This window comes from Pseudomonas sp. 05N36 (assembly GCF_056397385.1).
In genome coordinates, this window is sequence record NZ_JBFTNH010000008.1 from 33,930 (window position 1) to 54,419 (window position 20,490).

Annotated in this window: 19 protein-coding genes; 13 read left to right on the forward strand and 6 right to left on the reverse strand. The window is 61.2% G+C overall.

The annotated features are described in order from the left end of the window. Nucleotides 1–149 precede the first annotated feature (149 nt). Entirely contained in the window at nucleotides 150–1,166 is a 1,017-nt protein-coding gene (locus AC1DIH_RS12750) for an alpha/beta hydrolase (protein WP_477771927.1), read from the reverse strand. A 161-nt stretch (nucleotides 1,167–1,327) separates the two neighbouring features. Here AC1DIH_RS12750 and AC1DIH_RS12755 point away from each other — a divergent pair, with 161 nt between their 5' ends. The 6 genes from AC1DIH_RS12755 to nahK all read left to right on the forward strand — a co-directional run bounded on the left by AC1DIH_RS12755 (nucleotide 1,328) and on the right by nahK (nucleotide 9,095). Further along, complete coding sequence (locus AC1DIH_RS12755) at nucleotides 1,328–2,221, forward strand: LysR family transcriptional regulator (RefSeq protein WP_477771928.1); 894 nt, start codon at nucleotides 1,328–1,330, stop codon at nucleotides 2,219–2,221. A gap of 120 nt (nucleotides 2,222–2,341) precedes the next feature. Next, a complete protein-coding gene (locus tag AC1DIH_RS12760; protein WP_054596913.1) occupies nucleotides 2,342–2,995 on the forward strand; it encodes a hydrolase in 654 nt (217 codons plus the stop codon). Nucleotides 2,996–3,063: 68 nt separating this feature from the next. Then, nucleotides 3,064–3,492 carry a DoxX family protein gene (locus AC1DIH_RS12765; RefSeq protein ID WP_477771929.1) on the forward strand — a complete coding sequence of 143 codons (429 nt, stop codon included), beginning with the start codon at nucleotides 3,064–3,066 and terminating at the stop codon, nucleotides 3,490–3,492. Nucleotides 3,493–3,511: 19 nt separating this feature from the next. Then, on the forward strand, nucleotides 3,512–5,098 hold the full coding sequence (locus AC1DIH_RS12770) for an MFS transporter (RefSeq protein WP_477772037.1): 1,587 nt from the start codon (nucleotides 3,512–3,514) through the stop codon (nucleotides 5,096–5,098). Nucleotides 5,099–5,368: 270 nt separating this feature from the next. Then, nucleotides 5,369–6,532, forward strand: coding sequence for a nitric oxide-sensing protein NosP (nosP, locus tag AC1DIH_RS12775; protein WP_477771930.1), 1,164 nt, complete (start codon nucleotides 5,369–5,371; stop codon nucleotides 6,530–6,532). Further along, nucleotides 6,462–9,095: a hybrid sensor histidine kinase/response regulator NahK/ErcS' gene (gene nahK / locus AC1DIH_RS12780; RefSeq protein ID WP_477771931.1), complete on the forward strand. Its 2,634-nt coding sequence runs from the start codon at nucleotides 6,462–6,464 to the stop codon at nucleotides 9,093–9,095. Before nosP ends, nahK begins: the two co-directional genes overlap by 71 nt. Before the next feature lie 60 nt (nucleotides 9,096–9,155). Here nahK and AC1DIH_RS12785 read toward each other — a convergent pair whose 3' ends face one another. The 5 genes from AC1DIH_RS12785 to AC1DIH_RS12805 all read right to left on the reverse strand — a co-directional run bounded on the left by AC1DIH_RS12785 (nucleotide 9,156) and on the right by AC1DIH_RS12805 (nucleotide 13,732). Continuing rightward, nucleotides 9,156–9,821 (reverse strand): response regulator, encoded by a 666-nt coding sequence (locus AC1DIH_RS12785; RefSeq protein ID WP_477771932.1) that lies wholly within the window; start codon nucleotides 9,819–9,821, stop codon nucleotides 9,156–9,158. Nucleotides 9,822–10,017: 196 nt separating this feature from the next. After that, nucleotides 10,018–10,809 (reverse strand): ABC transporter permease, encoded by a 792-nt coding sequence (locus tag AC1DIH_RS12790; protein ID WP_477771933.1) that lies wholly within the window; start codon nucleotides 10,807–10,809, stop codon nucleotides 10,018–10,020. Further along, the gene (locus AC1DIH_RS12795) at nucleotides 10,806–11,561 is read right to left on the reverse strand and encodes an ABC transporter ATP-binding protein (RefSeq protein ID WP_477771934.1); all 756 of its coding nucleotides are present in this window, start codon (nucleotides 11,559–11,561) and stop codon (nucleotides 10,806–10,808) included. Before AC1DIH_RS12795 ends, AC1DIH_RS12790 begins: the two co-directional genes overlap by 4 nt. Next, nucleotides 11,558–12,517: a YVTN family beta-propeller repeat protein gene (locus AC1DIH_RS12800; protein ID WP_054596926.1), complete on the reverse strand. Its 960-nt coding sequence runs from the start codon at nucleotides 12,515–12,517 to the stop codon at nucleotides 11,558–11,560. The genes AC1DIH_RS12795 and AC1DIH_RS12800 overlap by 4 nt, the downstream gene beginning before the upstream one ends. Before the next feature lie 30 nt (nucleotides 12,518–12,547). Beyond that, nucleotides 12,548–13,732, reverse strand: coding sequence for an ABC transporter substrate-binding protein (locus AC1DIH_RS12805; RefSeq protein ID WP_477771935.1), 1,185 nt, complete (start codon nucleotides 13,730–13,732; stop codon nucleotides 12,548–12,550). A gap of 154 nt (nucleotides 13,733–13,886) precedes the next feature. Here AC1DIH_RS12805 and AC1DIH_RS12810 point away from each other — a divergent pair, with 154 nt between their 5' ends. From AC1DIH_RS12810 to pqqB, 7 genes are all read left to right on the forward strand, one after another. After that, nucleotides 13,887–14,009: a hypothetical protein gene (locus AC1DIH_RS12810; protein ID WP_477771936.1), complete on the forward strand. Its 123-nt coding sequence runs from the start codon at nucleotides 13,887–13,889 to the stop codon at nucleotides 14,007–14,009. Nucleotides 14,010–14,169: 160 nt separating this feature from the next. Next, on the forward strand, nucleotides 14,170–14,631 hold the full coding sequence (gene pedF, locus AC1DIH_RS12815) for a cytochrome c-550 PedF (RefSeq protein WP_019690840.1): 462 nt from the start codon (nucleotides 14,170–14,172) through the stop codon (nucleotides 14,629–14,631). A 3-nt stretch (nucleotides 14,632–14,634) separates the two neighbouring features. Then, entirely contained in the window at nucleotides 14,635–15,510 is an 876-nt protein-coding gene (locus tag AC1DIH_RS12820) for a substrate-binding periplasmic protein (protein WP_477771937.1), read from the forward strand. Between the two features lie 195 nt (nucleotides 15,511–15,705). Beyond that, the gene (locus AC1DIH_RS12825) at nucleotides 15,706–17,481 is read left to right on the forward strand and encodes a PQQ-dependent methanol/ethanol family dehydrogenase (protein WP_477771938.1); all 1,776 of its coding nucleotides are present in this window, start codon (nucleotides 15,706–15,708) and stop codon (nucleotides 17,479–17,481) included. A gap of 155 nt (nucleotides 17,482–17,636) precedes the next feature. Then, nucleotides 17,637–19,157: an acetaldehyde dehydrogenase ExaC gene (gene exaC / locus AC1DIH_RS12830; RefSeq protein WP_477771939.1), complete on the forward strand. Its 1,521-nt coding sequence runs from the start codon at nucleotides 17,637–17,639 to the stop codon at nucleotides 19,155–19,157. Between the two features lie 256 nt (nucleotides 19,158–19,413). Then, nucleotides 19,414–19,485, forward strand: coding sequence for a pyrroloquinoline quinone precursor peptide PqqA (gene pqqA, locus AC1DIH_RS12835; RefSeq protein WP_477772038.1), 72 nt, complete (start codon nucleotides 19,414–19,416; stop codon nucleotides 19,483–19,485). Between the two features lie 54 nt (nucleotides 19,486–19,539). Continuing rightward, the gene (gene pqqB / locus AC1DIH_RS12840; RefSeq protein WP_477771940.1) at nucleotides 19,540–20,454 is read left to right on the forward strand and encodes a pyrroloquinoline quinone biosynthesis protein PqqB; all 915 of its coding nucleotides are present in this window, start codon (nucleotides 19,540–19,542) and stop codon (nucleotides 20,452–20,454) included. The last annotated feature ends 36 nt before the right edge of the window (nucleotides 20,455–20,490 follow it).

The window sequence follows — 20,490 nt, forward strand, 5'->3', positions numbered from 1 at the left end:
GGCTCGCACCGGATTGTGTGGGAGCGAGCCTGCTCGCGATGGCGGTCTATCAGTCAACAGTGCAGCGGCTGACAGGACGCCATCGCGAGCAGGCTCGCTCCCACATAAAAGCCCTTCGCCCCACATCGCTGTGGGGGAAGGGCCCTGGCTTAGTTCAGATGGGTCTTGAGCTCAGCCGCCGCTTGTCGCACGGCTGCCTTCACTTCCGGAATCTGACTCAGCGGATTGAGCAGGCCGAAGTCATGGATCATCCCGTTGTAGCGCACCGAGGTCACCGGCACGCCGGCCGCATCGAGGTGGCGGGCGTAACCTTCACCTTCGTCACGCAGCACGTCGAATTCGGCGGTCTGCACCAGCGCGGCAGGCAGGCCCTTGAGCTGTTCGGCGCTGGCATTCAATGGCGAGGCATGGATCTGCGCACGTTCGGCCGGGCTGGTGGTGTAGTTGTCCCAGAACCACTGCATCATGCCTTTGGTCAGGAAGTGGCCTTCGGCAAACTGCTGGTACGAGCCGTTATCGAACCCGGCGTTGGTCACCGGCCACATCAGCAACTGGAAGCGCAGGGCCGGGGTGTTCTGTTCCTTGGCCATCAACGCCACCACCGCCGCCATGTTGCCGCCGACGCTGTTGCCGGCGACCGCCAGACGTTTGCCGTCGACACCGATGTCCTTGCCGTGCTCGGCCACCCATTTCGTGGCGGCGTAGGCCTGGTTGATCGCGGTCGGGTAGTGCGCTTCCGGCGATGGGGTGTAATCGACGTACACGGCAACGGCCCCGGAGCCCACCACCAGATCACGAATCAAGCGTTGGTGGGTCGGGAAGTCGCCCAGCACCCAACCGCCACCGTGGAAGAACATGAACACCGGCAACTCGCCCTTGGCCCCGGCTGGGCGCACCACTTTCAGGTTGATCATCTGGCCGTCGACCTTGATCGCCTTGTCGCTGACTTCAACACCGGACAGATTGACTTTCACCGAGGCCTGGGCACCGGTCAGCACCGCGCGGGCGTCTGTCGGGCTCAGTTGTTCCAGCGGTTTGCCACCGCCGGCGGCGAGGGCATCGAGGAAGGCTTGGGTGTTGTGTTCGACACCGGGGCTGCCGGCGGCGAAAGCGTTGCCGATGGACAGGGCGAGGAGGGAAGCGGTGAGGGTTTTCTTGAGGCTCATGGTCAATTCCTTTTTCAATCGTTTGAGTTTTTTATGCCTTGGGATCGGGCTGCTGTGGCGCTGGGGTTCAGGCCTCAGCAACACCGTGAGCACAGATTAATGAGGTGCCTGAAAGTGAAAAAGCGGCTATAAAGCGTTTAACTGTCAACCAGGGAGTGACAATGAACCCGTTCGAAGACATGCGTATTTTTTGCCAGGTCATGGACTCCGGCAGCTTCACGGCGGCGGCCGATCAGTTGGGCCTGTCCAAGCAATTCGTCAGCCGCCGGCTGATGCAATTGGAGGAGCGCCTCGGCGTGCGCCTGCTCAACCGCTCGACCCGGCGGCTGGACGTCACGCCCTTGGGGCAGAGTTATTACGAGTCAGCCTTGCGCCTGCTCAGCGAAGTCGAACACGTGGAGCAGGGCATCGCCGGGCAGACCGCCGAGCCACGCGGCACCATCCGCTTGAGCGCGCCGCTGTCGTTCGCGGTGGCGCACTTGGGGTGCCTGCTGCCGGTGTTTCTGCAGCGCTATCGCGACGTCACGGTGGACGTGGACTTGAGCGACCGCCCTGTGGATTTGCTCAGTGAAGGCTACGACCTGGCATTGCGCATCGGCGTGCTGGAAGACTCGACGCTGATCGCCCGACGCCTCGCTTCCATCCAGCGGGTGTACTGCGCGAGCCCGGCCTACCTGGCCGAGCGCGGCACGCCGGTTCATCCCGAAGATTTGCACAGCCATGACTGCCTGCCTTACGGCCACGGTCGCCAGGTGCAATGGCGGTTCGAAGGACAGGGCAAACCATTGACCGTGAACGTCACCGGAAGGATGCGGGTCAACAACGGAGAATTGCTCAAGGACGCGGCCATCGCCGGCATGGGCATTACTTATTTGCCGACCTTCATTGTCGGCTCGGCCTTGAAGGACGGGCGCCTGGTGCCGGTGCTGGACAACTTCCGCCCCGAGCCGTTGACGTTATCGGCGGTCTATCCGCAGCATCGCCAGGGCTCGCGACCGGTGCAGGCGCTGATCGAATTCTTGCGTGAACGGCTGGATCGGACCGAGGACGCCTGAGGCGCTGGGCGTAAAAAGAAATTTTATCAGCATGATTTTTCCAGATTCGCACATCCATACAATCGCTCTGCTACAGCGAAGCCGAACATAGCCCCTCTCAAACTTATCCGGAGAAGTGTTATGGCAACCGCAAAAGCAGCACCAGGTAAAGGTCTGATCAATCCGAGCAACCACGCTCTGATCCTGATCGACTTTCAGTCGCAGATGTCATTTGCGACCAAATCCATCGACGCTGTTTCACTCCGCAATAACGCTGCACTGATCTCCAAGGCAGCGAAGGAGTTTGGCGTTCCGGCCATTCTTACCACCGTCGCCGAAAAAAGCTTTTCGGGCCCGATGTTTGAAGAAATCACCTCGGTTTTTGCCGGTCAGGAACTGATTGACCGCACCAGCATGAACACCTGGGAAGACGAGCGCATAGCCGTCGCCGTGAATAAGATCGGTCGCGACCGTATTGTTCTTGCCGGTCTCTGGACTTCGGTCTGCATTGTCGGCCCTGCAATCTCGGCGCTTGAACAAGGCTTCGAGGTCTACATCATTTGCGATGCATGCGGTGACGTTTCGGATGAGGCTCATGAGCGCGCTATCGAGCGCATGATTCAAGCCGGTGCGCGTCCAATGACCTCACTCCAGTACCTGCTGGAACTGCAACGTGACTGGGCTCGCAGCGACACCTATAACGAGACGGTGAAAACCTCTATCGCTCACGGCGGTGCTTATGGTCTTGGTTTGATTTATGCCAAAACCATGTTTAACGCATCGGAAGGTCACTGATCTGAATTGCGCCTCTTCCTTGATAGGGGAAGAGGCGCACTCAGGCGAGCGGTGGGGAGCAATGGAACATGTCCACATCTGATATGAATACGACGACTGCAGCGGATGCAGCGCTGTTTTGGCTACGCATCACCGGTGTACTGATGCTGTTGCTGGTGCATGGATTGCCCAAGCTTTTCAATTTTGAGCACGAACTGACGTTGATCGAAGACCCGTTTGGCATGGGGGCTCGGTTGACCTTGTCGCTGGCCATTTTCGCGGAAGTGTTTTGTCCGATATTCATCGCAGCCGGACTTCTGACGCGCCTTGCGACACTGCCTGTGCTCTTTTTGCTGGTTGTCTCGGTTCTCTGGGTTCATCCCGAGTGGAGCCTGGCCGAGGGCCAGTTCGCCTGGCTGCTGCTGATCATCTTCTCGACGATTCTTGTTGGCGGGTCTGGAAAATTGGCAGTGGGTACGAGTCTGTCGCATCGCTGGCCACTCCTGAGCAAACTGTAAGGAGAGACGGGTGAGTACGATGACCAATGAGCAGCCACCGACAACGTCGGCCTGGCAGCCGCTTCGTCATGGATTGTTTCGCAGTCTGTGGCTTGCCAGCATTGCATCCAGCATCGGGACGTGGATGCATGAAGTGGGTGCTGGCTGGCTGATGACCTCCTTGTCGGCCAGTCCTTTCATGGTGTCTCTGGTGCAGGTAGCGGGTGCCGCTCCCATGTTCCTTCTCGCGCTACCCGCTGGTGCGCTGGCCGACATCATCGACAAACGACGTTACCTGTTGGCTGTCCAGACAGGGATGGCCGTCATTGCGCTTGCGCTCGCCTTGATCACCTTTGCGAACCTGATGAGCGCGACGCTTTTACTCCTCTTTACGCTGGCCATGGGGATTGGAACAGCACTGACCATGCCCGCATGGTCGGCGTTGACACCCGAGTTGGTTCCCGCGAACGATCTGCCCGCCGCGATATCGCTTAGCAGCGTGGGGGTCAACGTTGCCCGAGCACTCGGACCGGCCATCGCTGGCATCATCATCAGCCTGGTAGGGCCATGGGCGACATTTGCCGTCAACGCCCTGTCTTTCTTTGGCGTTATCGCCGTGCTCGCCTTGTGGCGTCGTACGCCACAACCGTCCGTATTACCGGCAGAACGGCTGTTTGGCGCTATCCGTGTGGGTTGGCGCCATGCCCGTAGTTCACGCGAACTGCAGCGAGTCATGGTGCGTGCCCTGGCGTTCTTTCTGGGCGCAAGCGCCGGCATGTCGTTGCTTCCACTGATTGTGCGAGGTGAGTTGAAGGGCAGCGCTGAGCAATTCGGGGTCTTGCTCGGTTGCGTCGGGATCGGCGCGGTCGCGGGCGCAATGTTTCTGCCCCTGATTCGTCGTCATATTGCGGTCAATCTGCTGGTGGCATCGGCCAGCCTTATCTATGCGGCAGTCTTGCTGGCGTTGGCATGGGTTCGGGATTTCTATCTGCTTATCCCGGTGATGCTCATCAGTGGTGCTGCCTGGATCGCGGTATTGTCCAGCCTTCAGGTGTCTGCGCAAACCTCGGTACCGGCGTGGGTCAGGGCCAGGGCGTTGGCGGTCTACATCCTGACGTTCTTTGGCAGCATGGCCATCGGCGGTGTGGTGTGGGGGCTGATCGCCAGTTGGCAGTCGATCTCGCTATCGCTGAGTTTTGCTGCCGTCATCATGGTGGCGGGAGTCGCGGTGGGCTGGAGGGTCAAACTGCCCGCGCTGAGCGCAGAAGACCTGGCCCCTTCGCTGCATTGGCCTCAACCGCTGCTGAGTGTCGACGCTGATGGTGAACGTGGGCCAGTCATGATCACGGTCGAGTACGAGATTGACACGGCGGATGCCGATGCCTTCAAAGAGGCCATGGAAGAAGTGCGCAGAATGCGCCAGCGCAATGGTTCTTTTTCCTGGCAATTGATGCAGGACACCGAAAATCCGCAACTGTGGATAGAGCTGTTTTTTGACGAGTCCTGGCACGATCATCTACGCCATCACAGTCGAGTCACTCGCGCCGAGTTGAAAATCGAATCAGCCGCCCGGCGCTTTCAAATCGCTGGAAAGCCTCTACGTATTCGGCACCTGCTCAAAGGCTGACGGGTTAGTCCTGCGCAGATGCAGTCTTGACCAACGGCAGCGGTGCGATCGCCCAGGATCGTCGCCTGCTGCCGCGCCTGCGCAGATTGCTGCACACACACACACACATCCCATAGGCACCGCCGAAGGCTGCAATCCTTCGGCGGCAACGCCTGATCGACCGGCCTTTTCATCCCATGGAAGCGGCTAACCCCTACCCAAGTAGCATTCGTGGCGCCCGGCAGGCTTCGTACACTCAGGCCTTATATTGCGCGCCGGCAGGAGGCGAAGATGCAGCAGGCCCAGAATGAGGGTGTCGTCAGTGCAATGTCCCAGGCGACCGATGCCCGGCTGGTGGCCCAGGAACTGGCGCGGCAGCTGTTGCATCCGCACTTGGGCTTCGTGCTGTTTTTCTGTTCTGCCGAATACGATTTGCAGGCTCTGGGCACAGCCCTGGAGCAGAGTTTCGGCGGTATCCGCCTGGTGGGTTGCACCAGCGCCGGCGAAATCACGCCCCTTGGCTATGGCCGCAATTGCGTGACGGCGGTCGGTTTCGATCATCGGCACTTTTCCATCGCCACCGAACGGATCGACGAAATGGAGCGCTTCAGCCTGATCGACGCCCAACGGATGGTCGAGCGGCTGGTCAGCGACTGTCGCAGCAACACCCTGGCACCGATCAAGGGCAACAGCTTTGCCCTGACCCTGCTCGATGGCCTGTCCAGTCGTGAGGAGATGGTCCTGGCTGCTTTGAGCGCGGCACTGGGGGACATTCCGCATTTCGGTGGCTCAGCCGGTGACGACAATTACCTGACCCACACTCACGTCTATTTCGATGGTGAATTCCACTGCGGCGCGGCGGTGGTGGTGCTGGTCAACACCTGGCTGGATTTCGAAGTGTTCACCACCCATCACATCCTGCCCCGCGAAGAGAAACTGGTGGTGACGGGTGCTGACAGTGCCCAGCGTCGGGTCTTCGAGCTTAACGCCGAGCCCGCCGCCGAAGAGTACGCGCGCCACATCGGTGTGCCGGTGGCCGAGCTCGATCACCGGGTATTCGCCGCCCACCCGCTGGCGGTGCGGATCCACGACCAGTATTACGTCCGGGCGATCCAGCAGGTTCATCCAGACCTGAGCCTGAGTTTTTATTGTGCGGTGGAGAACGGCATCGTGCTGACCGCCATGACCCCTGGGCCCATGCTGCCGAATCTGCAACATTTGTTCGACGGTTTGCAGGCGCGTCTCGGCGAGTTGCTGCTGACCATCGGTTGCGATTGTTTTCTCCGGCGCCTGGAGCTGGAAGACGGTGATGGCCTGGAACAGATCGGCGCGTTCTTGCGCGAGCAGCGGGTGATGGGTTTCAACACCTATGGAGAACAGTTCAATGGCATGCACATCAACCAAACCTTCACCGGAGTTGCCATTGCCCGGAACCGAACCCCTGTCAGCCGTTGAACTGCAGCAGCAGGTCGCCCGACTGCAGCATGAAAACCGCAAGTTACAGCGCATCAATGACGCGCTGATCGAGCGGATCGAGTCCGGGGTGACGCGGGGCAACGACCCTTACTCGGCGTTTCAGCATTCGGTGGTACTGGCCGAACAGGTCCGCGAGCGCACCGATGCATTGAACCAGGCGATGGCCGAACTCAAGGCCGGCAATCACTTGCTCAGCGAAGCCCGGTTGCGGGCCGAAACCGCTCACCGGTATCTGATTGACGCGATCGAGAGCATCTCCGATGCCTTCGTGCTGTTCGACGAAGAGCAGCGCATTGTGCTGTTCAACAGCCGGTTCAAGGCATTCTGGGCCAACAGCAAGGTGCGGATTATCGCTGGCATGCGGCTGGCCGAGGTCAAGCGACTGATGACCGCCACCGGGCTGTTCAACGAAGAACCGCGAGGCCATGCCGACGAGCAACTGCTCTATCGGCTGCAGAGCGGTTGTTGGCTGCAAGTCAGCGAACGCTCCACCCGGGAAGGTGGGCGGGTGATGCTGTTTACCGACATCACCGAGGTCAAGCTCAGCGAAACCGTGCGCCGCGAACAGGCTGTCGCGCAAAAATCCCGTCTGTTGCAGCGAGCGGTGGACAACCTGTCCCAAGGGGTGGCCATGGTCAGCGCCGAGGGCATCCTGGAGTTGTGGAACCGGCGCTTCCTCGAACTCAGCGGCCTGGCGCCGGTGGCGGCTCACCGGCCCTTTGCCGAGGTGATCGGCGACAGTGAGTTGCGCCTGCTGACCCCGGACAGTCGCGACGATAACGGGAGGATCATCCACGAGTGTGAGCAGCGCCTCTACGACGGACGGGTACTGGAAATCCGCACCCATCCGCTGCCCACCGGTGGCTTCGTCAACACCTTCACCGACATCACTGAACGCTATCAGCATGCCGAAGCACTCAGTGAGAGCGAGCGCTGGATTCGCCTGATCACCGACCATGTGCCGGCGCTGATCGCCTATCTGAATGCCGACCTGGTCTACGAGTTCACCAACAAGGTCTATGAAGAATGGTACTGCTGGCCACGGGGTGTGATGCTCGGCCAGAGTCTGCGCGAGGTGCACAGCGAACAGCACTATCAGCGGCTGGAGAGCTATGTGGCGCGAGCCTTGGCGGGTGAGAGCGTGACCTTTGAAGTGGCCGAAACCAACATCAATAATCAGGAGCGCTACATGCTGCGCTCCTATGTCCCGAACCGCCTGGCCAGTGGTGAGGTGGTGGGGATTTTTGTGCTGATCCGCGACATCACCGAGCGTCGCAGAACGGCGCAGGCGCTGCACCAGGCCTACCAGAACCTGGAGCTGCGGGTGCGTGAACGCACGGCCGAACTGACCACCCTGAATGACCAGTTGCTGCGCGAGATCGACGAACGCAGCCGGGTCGAATCGCGCTTGCGCGAGGCCAAGCTGGAGGCCGAACAGGCCAACCTGTCGAAAACCAAATTCCTCGCTGCCGTCAGTCATGACCTGCTGCAACCGTTGAACGCGGCGCGGCTGTTTACCAGTGCGTTGCTCGAACGCCGCGAGCCGGTAGCCAATGCGACACTGGTGCGCAATGTCAGCAATTCCCTGGAGGACGTGGAGAATCTGCTGGGCACACTGGTGGATATTTCCAAGCTCGATGCCGGGGTGATCAAGGCCGATATCGCGCCGTTCGCCCTCAGCGAACTGATGGACAACCTGGCCACCGAATATGCCCAGGTGGCGCGCAGCGAAGGGCTTGAGTTGCACTTCGTGGCCTGCTCGGCGCTGGTGCGCAGCGACATCCAGCTATTGGCGCGGATCCTGCGCAACCTGTTGAGCAATGCGATTCGCTACACCCCCGGCGGCCGGGTAGTGCTGGGCTGCCGACGGCATCGCCGACACCTGTCGATCGAAGTCTGGGACAGCGGCATCGGGATCGCCGAGGAGCGTCTGGAAGAGATTTTCCAGGAATTCAAACGCGGTGATGTGCAGCGCCCGAACCAGGACCGCGGGTTGGGCCTGGGCTTGGCTATCGTCGAGAAGATATCCGGCATTCTCGGCCATCGGATTCGGGTACGCTCGTGGCCGGGCAAGGGCTCGATGTTTGCCGTCGAAGTCCCTCTCAGCGCCACCGCGCCCAAGGCTCAGCCGAGCCCGGTGATCAGCGAGCCGATGCTCGAACACCTGCGCGGTGCGCGGGTGTGGGTGCTGGACAACGATGCTGCGATTTGCGCCGGCATGCGGACCTTGCTCGAAGGCTGGGGCTGCCTGGTGGTCACGGCATTATCGGAAGAGGACCTGGCACGTCAGGTGGACAATTACCATGCCGAAGCCGACCTGCTGATTGCCGACTATCACCTGGATAACGACTGCAACGGTGTCGATGCCGTGGCGCGGATCAATGCGCGTCGGGCCCTGCCGATACCGGCGATGATGATCACTGCCAACTACAGCAACGAACTCAAGCAACAGATCCGCGAGCGGGGCCACACCTTGATGCACAAGCCGGTGCGGCCGATGAAACTCAAGACTGCGATGAGCCATCTGCTCGGACAGCCTTGAGGCGCGAGCGAAGCGTAAAAGATCGCAGCCTGCGATCTTTCGCTCTCGCGCCAGAAGAACCTAGCGCCGCAGATAAGCGCCGAAGTCGATATCCCCGGCACTGAGGATCGCTTGCACCCGGTTGTGCACGTTGAGCTTGCGCAGGATTGCCGAGACGTGGGCCTTGACCGTGGTTTCGGCGATGTCCAGGGTGTAGGCGATCTGCTTGTTCGATTCACCCTTGGTCATGCGTTCGAGCACCAGCAGTTGCTTGCGGGTCAGGGCCTGGAGCAATTCGGGAGGAAAGCTCGGGGTTTCGCTCATGCGTCGAGTGAAGGCGCTTTTTTGCGTGCGAATGATGTCCGGTGGCAGGTAGACGTTGCCGTTGAGGATCTGCTCGATTGCCTCGGTCATTTGCGAGCGTGGCGAAGACTTGGTGATAAAGCCCACGGCGCCATAGGTGATGGCTTGAAGCACCACCTGTTTGTCCTGCTCGGCAGAGACGATCACCACCGGAATGGTCGGCGCCTCGTTGCGCAGATTGATCAGGCCATTGAGGCCGTGCATGCCGGGCATGTTCAAATCCAGCAGGATCAGGTCCAGGTCGTCGTGCTGCCGGGTCAGCGTCAGGGCGCTGTCGAGGTCGGCGGTCTCCATCACCTCGCTGCCCGGAAAGCCGTCGCTGATAACGTTGTGAATGGCTTCGCGAAACAGCGGGTGATCGTCGGCAATCAGAATTTTATACATGGCCTTTCACCTCGTTATTGTGATTAGGGTGGGGCAAGGGTTCTCAGGCTATGGCGTCAGGGAAAGGCGCTGCCGGCGACGCAAGGCACTCGGCACAGGCTCTCATCCTGTTTGTCATGGACCCATTACATGCCAGGGACGGTGCTTTGTGAATGCGACCATAGATAAGAAAACCAGTACTAAAGTAGGAGACGGGTTATCCGGCCTTGCGTAGCGCTGCGTGCTGGGGATTGAAGGTCAGCACCGCAAGCGCGCTGAACAGCAGGGTCAGCCCCAGGCACACCGCCAATGCCAGCAGATTGAGGCGTTCGTACAGGGCAAAACGCACCAGCTCCACCGCGTGGGTAAATGGGTTCAGGGCACAGAGCCAGTATAACCACTGACTGGCCTCGAGCATCTTCCACAACGGGTACAGGGCCGATGACAGGAAAAACAGCGGGAAGATCACGAAATTCATCACCCCGGCAAAGTTCTCCAACTGGCGAATCGCGTTGGACAGCAGCAGCCCCAAGGCACTGAGCATCAGGGCCACCAGCAGCAACACCGGTAACGCCAGCAGCAGTCCCGCCGCCGGTGGTTGCACGCCGTACAGCCAGGCGATGGCGAGGAAAGCATAAACCTGCAACAGGGAAATCAACGAGGTGGCCACTAGTTTGCTGCCCAGCAGAAAGGCTCGCGGCAGAGGGCTGGTCAGCAGCACTCGCATGCTGCCCATCTCCCGGTCGTAGACCATCGACAGCGAGCCCTGCATGCCATTGAACAGCAGGATCATGCAGGCCAGGCCGGGGATGATGTACACCTCATAGGGAATGTAGGTGTCGTAGGGTTCGATAATCGCGATACCCAGGGCGGCGCGAAAACCTGCGGCGAACACCAGCAGCCACAGTAGCGGGCGCACCAGGGCGCTGAGAAAACGCGTGCGCTGCAACACGAAGCGCAGCCATTCGCGCAACACGATACCGCTGAAACACCGCCAGTATGCGTTCATCGGGTGCTGACTCCGGTAGTGGCCGCAAGGCCGGGTGAAGGGGTGAGGCGGGCGAAAGCGGTATCAAGGTCGCCGCCGTGCTCCCGGCTCAGCGCGTCCGCCTGTCCGCTGGCGACCAGCCGGCCCTGATGGAGGATCAGCAGGTCATCGTCGGGATGCACTTCGTCCAGCAGGTGGGTGGTCCAGAGCGCACTGATCTGTTGCTCGTGACACAGCGTGCGAATGTGCCGATTGAGCGCCAGACGGCTGGCCGGGTCGAGGCCGGCACTGGCTTCATCCAGTAGCAGCAAGCGCGGTTCGTGGAGCAGGGCGCGGGCAATTTCCACCCGCCGGCGATGCCCGCCATTGAGTTCACGAACCCGTTCGTGCCGCCGCTCGGTCAGGCTTTGGCGCGCCAGTTCGGCATCGACCCGCCGCTGGCTCTGGCCGCGCGACAAGCCCTGCAACGCGGCGTGATAGCGCAGGTTCTGTTCAATGCTCAGGTCCAGGTCTAGAGTGCTTTGCTGGAACACCACCCCCAATTGACGCAAGGCCGGGCGCGCGGCGTTGCGCAAGGAGCAACCGCCGACTCGAATATCCCCGCGTTGCAGGTCATAGAGCCGGGTGAGCAGGGCGATCAGCGTTGACTTGCCCGCGCCGTTGGGCCCCAGCAATGCCGCGAAACGCCCCGGTGCCAGGCTGAAACTGACCTGTTTCAGCGCTTCGCGCGGGCCGTAGGCGAAGCTCACGTCGCAGACATCAAGGGCGTTCATGGCGTGACCACCACGCCCCATGGGTAGCGTCCGACCTTCACCGATTTGATGACCTTGAGGCTGTTGACATCGATCACCGATACATCGCCGCTGACCCCGTTGGTGGCCAGCAACTGGCTCTGGTCCGGGGTAAACGACATCTGCCAGACACGTCGCCCGACCAACAGGTAGTCGAGGATTTCGAAGGTTTTCGCATCGATGACCGCCACATGGTTGGCCGGACCCAGTGCGACGAAGGCGTACTTGCCGTCGGCGCTGAGCTTGACGCCCACCGGCTGTACTTTGTCCGGGTGCACGCCCTTGATCTGGAACTTCAGGGTCTTGAGGATCTTGCGGGTCGCCACGTCGAGAATGGTCACCGTGCCGCCGATCTCGGCGGAAGCCCAGAGTTGCGAGCCGTCCCGATTGAACTCGACGAAACGCGGCCGCTGATCCACCAGGGTGCTGTCGGTCAGGGTCTGGGTGCTGGTGTCGATCCAGTGCAGCATGTTCGTGGTTTCACTGGTGTTGACCGCCCACTTGCCGTCGGGGCTGACCGCCATGCCTTCGGGTTCGACGCCGACATTGACCTGGCCCAGGACCTTGGCGGTCTCGGTGTCGATCACTGTCACCAGTGCATCGTCCTCGTTGGAGACATACAGCCAGCGGTTGTTGGGGTGCAGGGCGAACTGCTCCGGGTCCTTGCCGGAGGGCAGCTCCTTGATGATCTTGCGGGTGGCCACATCCATCACCTGGACCCGGTCCGAGTCGCTGGCGCAGATGTACAGCAACTTATTGTCGTGGGACAGCAACAACCCGCGCGGACGCTGGCCTACGGGCAGGGTCTCGGTGACTTGCAGCGTCTGCATGTCGATCAGGCTCAGGCTGTTGTCTTTCTCGTTGGAGACCCAGGCGGTGCTCGCCACGGCTTGCCCGGCGGCGAGCAGGAGGGCGCAAGTGAGCAGGGTGCGGCGCATGGCGGATTCCTTATTGTTGTGGTGGGGTGATCAGGGATAGCGGCAACTCACTTCAGGTTTGTCGAAACCCAGGCTGTCCATTTCATTGGTGGGGTGTAAAAAACCGTCCTCGGGTGCGGTGCTGACCAGCGCTCGCGGCTGGACGATGGGGATCGGCTGGCGCAACTGGCCGTTCCATGGGCGATAGCTGAGTTTGCGGCCCTTGAAGCCGTCCAGTGGCAACTGGTCACTGAGTTCCAGTTGGCGAATAGCGACCGGGTCGGTCTGGCGCAGTTTGCTCACCGCGCTGGCGATGCTGCGCACGGCGACCCAGGCGGCGAAGTCGCGGTCGTTCATATAGCGTCCGGCCTGGGCTTCGAAGCGCTTCTGCAACTGGGCGGCCCCGTAGGTTTCCACGGTGTAGTGCCAGCCGGTGGGGGTCAGTCCCTGAGTGCCGGCCACGGGGCGCGGGTACCAGGTTTGGTAGGGGACGTATTCACCGAAGTCGCCGCGCTCATCCGCCACCAGCACCACGTCGTATTCGGCGGTCTGGGTGAAAAGCGGCATGTCGGCCTGGGCGCTGCGCCGCTGGTCGTTGTCGAACGTCCAGGGTTTCTCGCCGACGATCTTCAGCCCGAAGCGTTTCATGGCTCGTCGCAGAGCGGCGGCATAGGCCTGGTCTTCGGGCGTCTGACCGACGATCAACAACGCCCGCTGCCATTTGCGCACCACCATGAACTGCACCAGTGCATCGGCCAACATCGCCCGGCTGGGCAGACTGTGCAGCACGTTGGCCAGGCAGTCGGTGCTGCGCAGGCTGTCATCGGCACTGCCGGCATTGAACAGCAGGCTGTCGGGCAGGGCGGCGCTGAGCTGGCGCAGACTGTCCAGCGGCACATTCACCACGAACAATCGCAGGCCTTGAGCGTGCTGGACGCTGGCGGCTTCCAGCAACGCTTCGGGACTGTCGACGACGGTGCTTTGCAGGTGATAGTCGTGTTTGAGAAAGCGCCCGGTGCTGTTGCTGTCGATGATTGCCAACTCGGCACCTCGCAATCCCGCATCGGTGGGTTCGGGAATGACAGTGGACAGCAATGGTCCGGGATCGGGGCGATAACCCAGGTAGCCGATGCGCACTTGCAACGGGTCGTCGTCTGCCTGGCTCTGGGTGGCCAGCAACGCGGAGCAGGCAATCGCCAACCAATAGAACAGGGCGTAACCAATAAGCTGGCGCATAGGGCACTCCACTTCGTATGGCGCCAGCATAGGAAGTCCGGGAGGGCAGCGAAATATGCAGAAAGTACCAGTGAGCCAGTACCAAGGTCGTAACTTGCCGCGTGCGGCGCGGTTTTAGCATGGGTAACAGTCACCCATCCGGAGCAGAACAATCATGCGAATTCTTAAAGCATTGCTCCTGCCGTTGCTGCTGATCCTGAGCCTGATCGGCGTCGACAAACTGCACGGAGCCCGCCCTGTCGCCGTGCTGGTGGTCCCCATGACCCCAGGGTCTTAGGCGCGCACGCCGCCAATCGTCCAGCGCTTGGCCACAAGCCCTACTACCAAGGGATGAGCGGGCGACCACCAAAGCAGCATTCGGATCGTGCCGCGCTGTTCCTAAGATGAGCCCGTAGCCTCTGTAGAGAGGTATTGCGTGCAATCTTGAGGGCAAAACAATGACAACAAAACGCAACGCCTTGCTGGTTGCCGGGCTGCTGACCGGCCTGTTCGGTGCCGGTGCGACCTGGGCTCATGGCAACGTGGTCCCCCAGGCAGTGGAAACCAAGGGCCTGACCTCGATCAAGGATGCCGGCGTGCAGGTCGATGCCGATGGCTGGGCTGCGGCGAATCCCTATCGGTCCTCCCCTGAACATGACAAGGCTCTGGAAATCGGCTCTTCGGCCTACAACCAGAACTGCGCCGCCTGCCATGGCCTGGAAGCCAAGTCCGGCGGTATTGCCCCCGACCTGCGCCTGCTGGATGTCGGCGAAGCGGGTGATGAATGGTTCGTCCAGCGTGTCCGTAATGGTGCCGTGCGCGACGGTCGGGTCTACATGCCGAAGATGGCCGACTACCTGAGCCAGGAAGCGCTGTGGGCGGTGCGCACTTACCTCGACAGCGTGCATGTCGAGCAATGACCCATGCGCCTGCTCGCGGTGTTCATCAGTGCAGTGTTGTTGTGTTGCCAGGCGGTGCAGGCGCAGGTCCGCACCTTTGACCAAATGATCGCCGAAGGGGAGCTGAAGGTCGCGGTCTACAAGGATTTCGCTCCCTACAGCTTCGAAGATGCGGGCACGCCACGGGGGGTTGATGTTGAACTGGCCCGGGCCCTGGCCAAGGCGCTCGGTGTCCGTCTCTCGCTGATCTGGGCGCCGCCGGGAGAAAAGCTCGACGACGATTTGCGCGACTACATCTGGCGCGGCAGCCAACTGCGCAACCAGCAGTTGGCCGACCTGATGATGCGCGTACCGTATGACCGCGACTACTCACAAAAGCGCAACGAGCTCGGTGAACTGGAGAACGGCCACGTGGTGATGTTCGGGCCTTACCAGAACGAGCAATGGCAGGTCGCTTACGACCGCCGTCGACTGGAGTCGGTAGGCAGCGTTGCGGTGTTCGAACATCACCCCATCGGGGTTGAGGTCGACAGTGTGCCGTCGTTCTACCTGACCTCGGTGTTCAACGGCATGCTCAGGGCCAGTACTCACCACTATCCGGGCGTACCCCAGGCCTTTGCTGCCATGAAGGCCGGCGAGGTCGATGCGGTGATGGCGATGCGCGGCGAGATCGACTGGCAGGTGCACGAGGCGGCCGATCCGCAATTGGCGCTGGCAGAAAACGCCTACCCGAACATGGGCAAGCAGCTCTGGGAGATCGGCATGGCGGTGCATGAAAGCAACCGCCAGCTGGCCTATGCGGTAGAGGAAGCACTGGAAGGTTTGATCCGCGACGGCACGCTCAAGGCGATCTATGCCAGCTATGGCCTGCGCTATGACGTGCCTGACATGTACCAATAGTCATTGTGCCGGCGGTTGCGCTGCTGGCGAGCGCTGGCAGTACCGGCACTGGCGCTCCCTACTTATCCTCGATATGTACTAAGGAACTAGCAATCTCCGCACTGCGGGCAATTGTTGCACCGACGGCGGCGCCCAAGAATCTGCGTCAGACCGGAGAAATTTCCGGGTACAACAATAACCGCAGAGGTAGCCGTCATGACCCACCCCGTACGTCGTCAACCCTTCGCCCTCAGTGTGCTGCTCAGTGCCATGTTGCTGTCCGGCTCGGCCCTGGCCGCCGTCACCGATCAGGACATTCTCCAGGACCCGAAAAACCCCGGGCAGGTCGTCACCAACGGCCTCGGCGTCCAGGGCCAGCGCTACAGTCCGCTGGACATCCTCAATGTCAATAACGTGAAGGAGCTGCGCCCGGTCTGGGCCTTTTCGTTCGGCGGTGAAAAGCAGCGCGGTCAGCAGGCGCAGCCGATGGTCAAGGATGGCGTGATGTACATGACCGGATCCTACTCGCGGGTGTTTGCGGTGGACGCCCACACCGGCAAGAAACTCTGGCAGTACGATGCACGCCTGCCGGACGACATCCGCCCGTGCTGCGATGTGATCAACCGAGGTGTGGCGCTGTACGACGATCTGGTGATTTTCGGCACCCTGGACGCCAAGCTCGTGGCCCTGAACAAGGACACCGGCAAAGTGGTCTGGAGCAAGAAAGTGGCCGACCACAAGGAAGGCTACTCCATCAGCGCCGCCCCTCTGGTGGTCAACGGCAAGCTGATCACCGGCGTCGCCGGCGGCGAGTTCGGGGTGGTGGGCAAGATTGAAGCCTACAACCCGAAAAACGGTGACCTGCTGTGGACCCGGCCAACGGTCGAAGGGCACATGGGGTACGTCTACAAGGATGGCAAGGCGGTCGAGAACGGCATCTCCGGAGGCGAAGCCGGCAAGACCTGGCCGGGCGACCTCTGGAAAACCGGCGGTGCCGCGCCCTGGCTCGGCGGCTACTACGACCCGGAAACCAATCTGCTGTTGTTCGGTACCGGCAACCCGGCACCGTGGAACTCCCACCTGCGCCCTGGCGACAACCTCTACTCCTCATCGCGTCTGGCGCTGAACCCGGACGACGGCACCATCAAGTGGCACTTCCAGAGTACTCCGCACGATGGCTGGGACTTTGACGGCGTCAACGAGCTGATCTCGTTCAACTACAAGGACGGCGGCAAAGAGATCAAGGCCGCGGCCACCGCTGACCGCAACGGCTTCTTCTACGTGCTGGACCGCACCAACGGCAAGTTCATCCGTGGCTTCCCGTTTGTCGACAAGATCACCTGGGCCAGCGGCCTCGACAAGGACGGCCGGCCTATCTACAACGAAGCCAGCCGCCCGGGCGCGCCGGGCAGTGAAGAAAAAGGCAGTTCGGTGTTTGTCGCACCGGCATTCCTCGGCGCGAAAAACTGGATGCCCATGGCCTACAACCAGGACACCGGACTGTTCTACGTACCGTCCAACGAATGGGGCATGGACATCTGGAACGAAGGCATCGCCTACAAGAAAGGCGCGGCATTCCTCGGTGCCGGCTTCACCATCAAACCGTTGAACGAAGACTACATCGGCGTGCTGCGCGCCATTGACCCGAAAACCGGCAAGGAAGTCTGGCGGCACAAGAACTACGCGCCGCTCTGGGGCGGGGTGCTGACCACCAAGGGCAATCTGGTGTTTACCGGTACGCCGGAAGGCTTCCTGCAGGCCTTCAACGCCAAGACCGGGGAAAAGGTCTGGGAGTTCCAGACCGGCTCCGGCGTGCTCGGTTCACCGATTACCTGGGAGATGGATGGCGAGCAGTACGTCTCGGTGCTGTCCGGCTGGGGCGGTGCTGTCCCGTTGTGGGGTGGCGAAGTGGCCAAGCGGGTCAAGGACTTCAACCAGGGCGGCATGCTCTGGACCTTCAAACTGCCCAAGGACCTGGTGGCCAAGCATTGATCTGAGCCTGGAGGGGCCTGAATACCCTCAAGGCAAAACTACGACCAAATGACGAGAGTCCCCCTGCCAACGGCGCATTCGTCTGGCCTGTGGGGCTCTCTACTATCGGTCTATCGCCTGTTGACCGACAGGCCTCGACCCAGCAGAGGTTCATCATGATCTACGCTCAACCCGGAACACCCGGCGCCGTCGTTTCCTTCAAGGCGCGCTACGGCAATTTCATCGGCGGTGAGTTTGTCGCCCCGGTCAAAGGCCAGTACTTCACCACGACTTCACCGGTCAACGGCCAGCCGATCGCCGAGTTCCCGCGTTCCACCGCCGAAGACATCGACAAGGCCCTGGACGCCGCCCATGCAGCGGCCGACGCCTGGGGCAAGACCTCGGCTCAGGATCGCTCGCTGGTGTTGCTGAAAATCGCCGACCGCATCGAACAGAACCTCGAAGTGCTTGCGGTGACCGAAACCTGGGACAACGGCAAGGCTGTGCGCGAAACCCTCAATGCCGATGTGCCGCTGGCGGCAGACCATTTCCGCTACTTTGCCGGCTGCATCCGTGCCCAGGAAGGTGGCGCCGCCGAGATCAACGAACTGACCACCGCCTACCATTTTCACGAACCACTGGGCGTGGTCGGGCAGATCATCCCGTGGAACTTCCCGCTGCTGATGGCTGCCTGGAAACTCGCTCCGGCCCTGGCCGCCGGTAACTGCATCGTCCTCAAACCGGCCGAGCAGACACCGCTGTCGATCATGGTCTTCGCCGAGTTGATCGCTGACCTGCTGCCGCCGGGCGTGCTGAACATCGTCCAGGGCTTTGGCCGCGAAGCCGGCGAGGCCCTGGCCACCAGCAAGCGTATCGCCAAGATTGCCTTCACCGGTTCCACCCCGGTGGGTTCGCACATCTTGAAATGCGCCGCCGAGAACATCATCCCGTCGACCGTGGAACTGGGTGGCAAGTCGCCGAACATTTTCTTCGCCGACATCATGCAGGCAGAGCCCGCGTTCATCGAAAAAGCCGCTGAAGGCCTGGTGCTGGCGTTCTTCAACCAGGGTGAAGTCTGCACTTGCCCGTCCCGCGCGCTGGTGCAGGAGTCGATCTACGAACCGTTCATGGCCGAGGTCATGAAGAAGATCGTCAAGATCAAGCGCGGCAACCCGCTGGACACCGAGACCATGGTCGGCGCCCAGGCGTCCGAGCAGCAATACGACAAGATCCTCTCGTACCTGAAAATCGCTCAGGAGGAGGGCGCCGAACTGCTCACCGGCGGTGCGGCTGAACGTCTTGAAGGCGACCTGTCGAGCGGCTATTACATCCAGCCGACCCTGCTCAAGGGCCACAACAAAATGCGCGTGTTCCAGGAAGAAATCTTTGGCCCGGTGGTGGGTGTCACCACCTTCAAGGATGAAGCCGAAGCCCTGGCGATTGCCAACGACAGCGAGTTCGGCCTCGGCGCCGGCCTGTGGACCCGCGACATCAACCGCGCCTACCGCATGGGCCGGGCGATCAAGGCCGGTCGCGTCTGGACCAACTGCTACCACCTGTACCCGGCGCACGCGGCGTTTGGTGGCTACAAGAAGTCCGGCGTTGGCCGTGAAACCCACAAAATGATGCTCGACCACTACCAACAGACCAAAAACCTGCTGGTGAGCTACGACATCAACCCGCTGGGCTTCTTCTAACCCGCAAAAACGCCACAAACCCTGTGGGAGCGAGCCTGCTCGCGATGAGGCCAGTACAGTCGATATTGATGTTGACTGTCAGTCCGCTATCGCGAGCAGGCTCGCTCCCACATTGGTTTTGTAGGGTTCCAGTCTCTACGCGACACCCCCTACCAAGGCACCCCACTGCCTCCTTCGAAAGTAGCATTCGGGCGTCAGTCCTCGCGTGTATTAATGCCTCTACCGGAATGCACCGGCACAAGAAGAGGATTGACCCATGTGGACTAAACCCGCGTTTACCAACCTGCGTATTGGCTTCGAAGTGACGATGTATTTCGCCAATCGTTGATGTTCCGTCCGGCCATCTGCACGGTGGCCGGGCCTCTTGTCGGGAGCACTGTCCATGCATATCCGCATTCTTGGTTCCGCCGCCGGCGGTGGTTTTCCGCAATGGAACTGCAACTGTCGCCAGTGTAGCGGCGTGCGTCATGGCCGCCTGAAGGCGCAGCGTCGTACCCAGTCGTCGATTGCCTTGAGTGACAATGGCGTGGACTGGGTCTTGTGCAATGCCTCACCAGACATCCGCACCCAGCTTGAGAGCTTCGCATCCCTGCAACCGGCGCGTCGCTTGCGCGATACGGCGATAGCCGGGATCGTGCTGCTGGACAGTCAGATCGACCATTGCACCGGTCTGCTCAGCCTGCGCGAAGGCTGCCCGCATCAGGTCTGGTGCACCGAGCGGGTCCATCAGGACCTGAGCAGCGGTTTCCCCTTGTTCAACATGCTCAGCCACTGGAACGGTGGTTTGCAGTGGCAGCCCGTCGGGCTGGACAGCGAGCCATTTCATATCGCGGCCTGCGCGCATCTGCAATGGCGGGCGATCCCGTTGCGCAGCAACGCGCCACCGTATTCGCCCAATCGCGGCAACCCGCAACCGGGCGACACCATCGGCCTGTTCATCGAGGACCTGCGCAGCGGCGCGAGCCTGTTCTATGCCCCCGGCCTGGGCGAAGTCGATGCCGAGGTACTGGGCTGGATGCAGCGCGCCGACTGCCTGCTGCTCGACGGCACGCTGTGGCGCGACGATGAAATGCGCCTGTGCGAAGTCGGCCAGAGCCTGGGCAGCGAGATGGGCCACCTCTCACAAAGCGGCCCCGGCGGCATGCTCGACGTGTTGGAGGAATTTCCCCGTCAACGCAAGATTCTCATCCATATCAATAACACCAACCCGATCCTCGACGAAGACTCGGCCGAACGCGCCGAACTGGTACGGCGCAACGTTGAAGTGGCCTATGACGGCATGAGTATCTTGCTGTAGCGGATGCCCTCATCGCGAGCAGGCTCGCTCCCACAG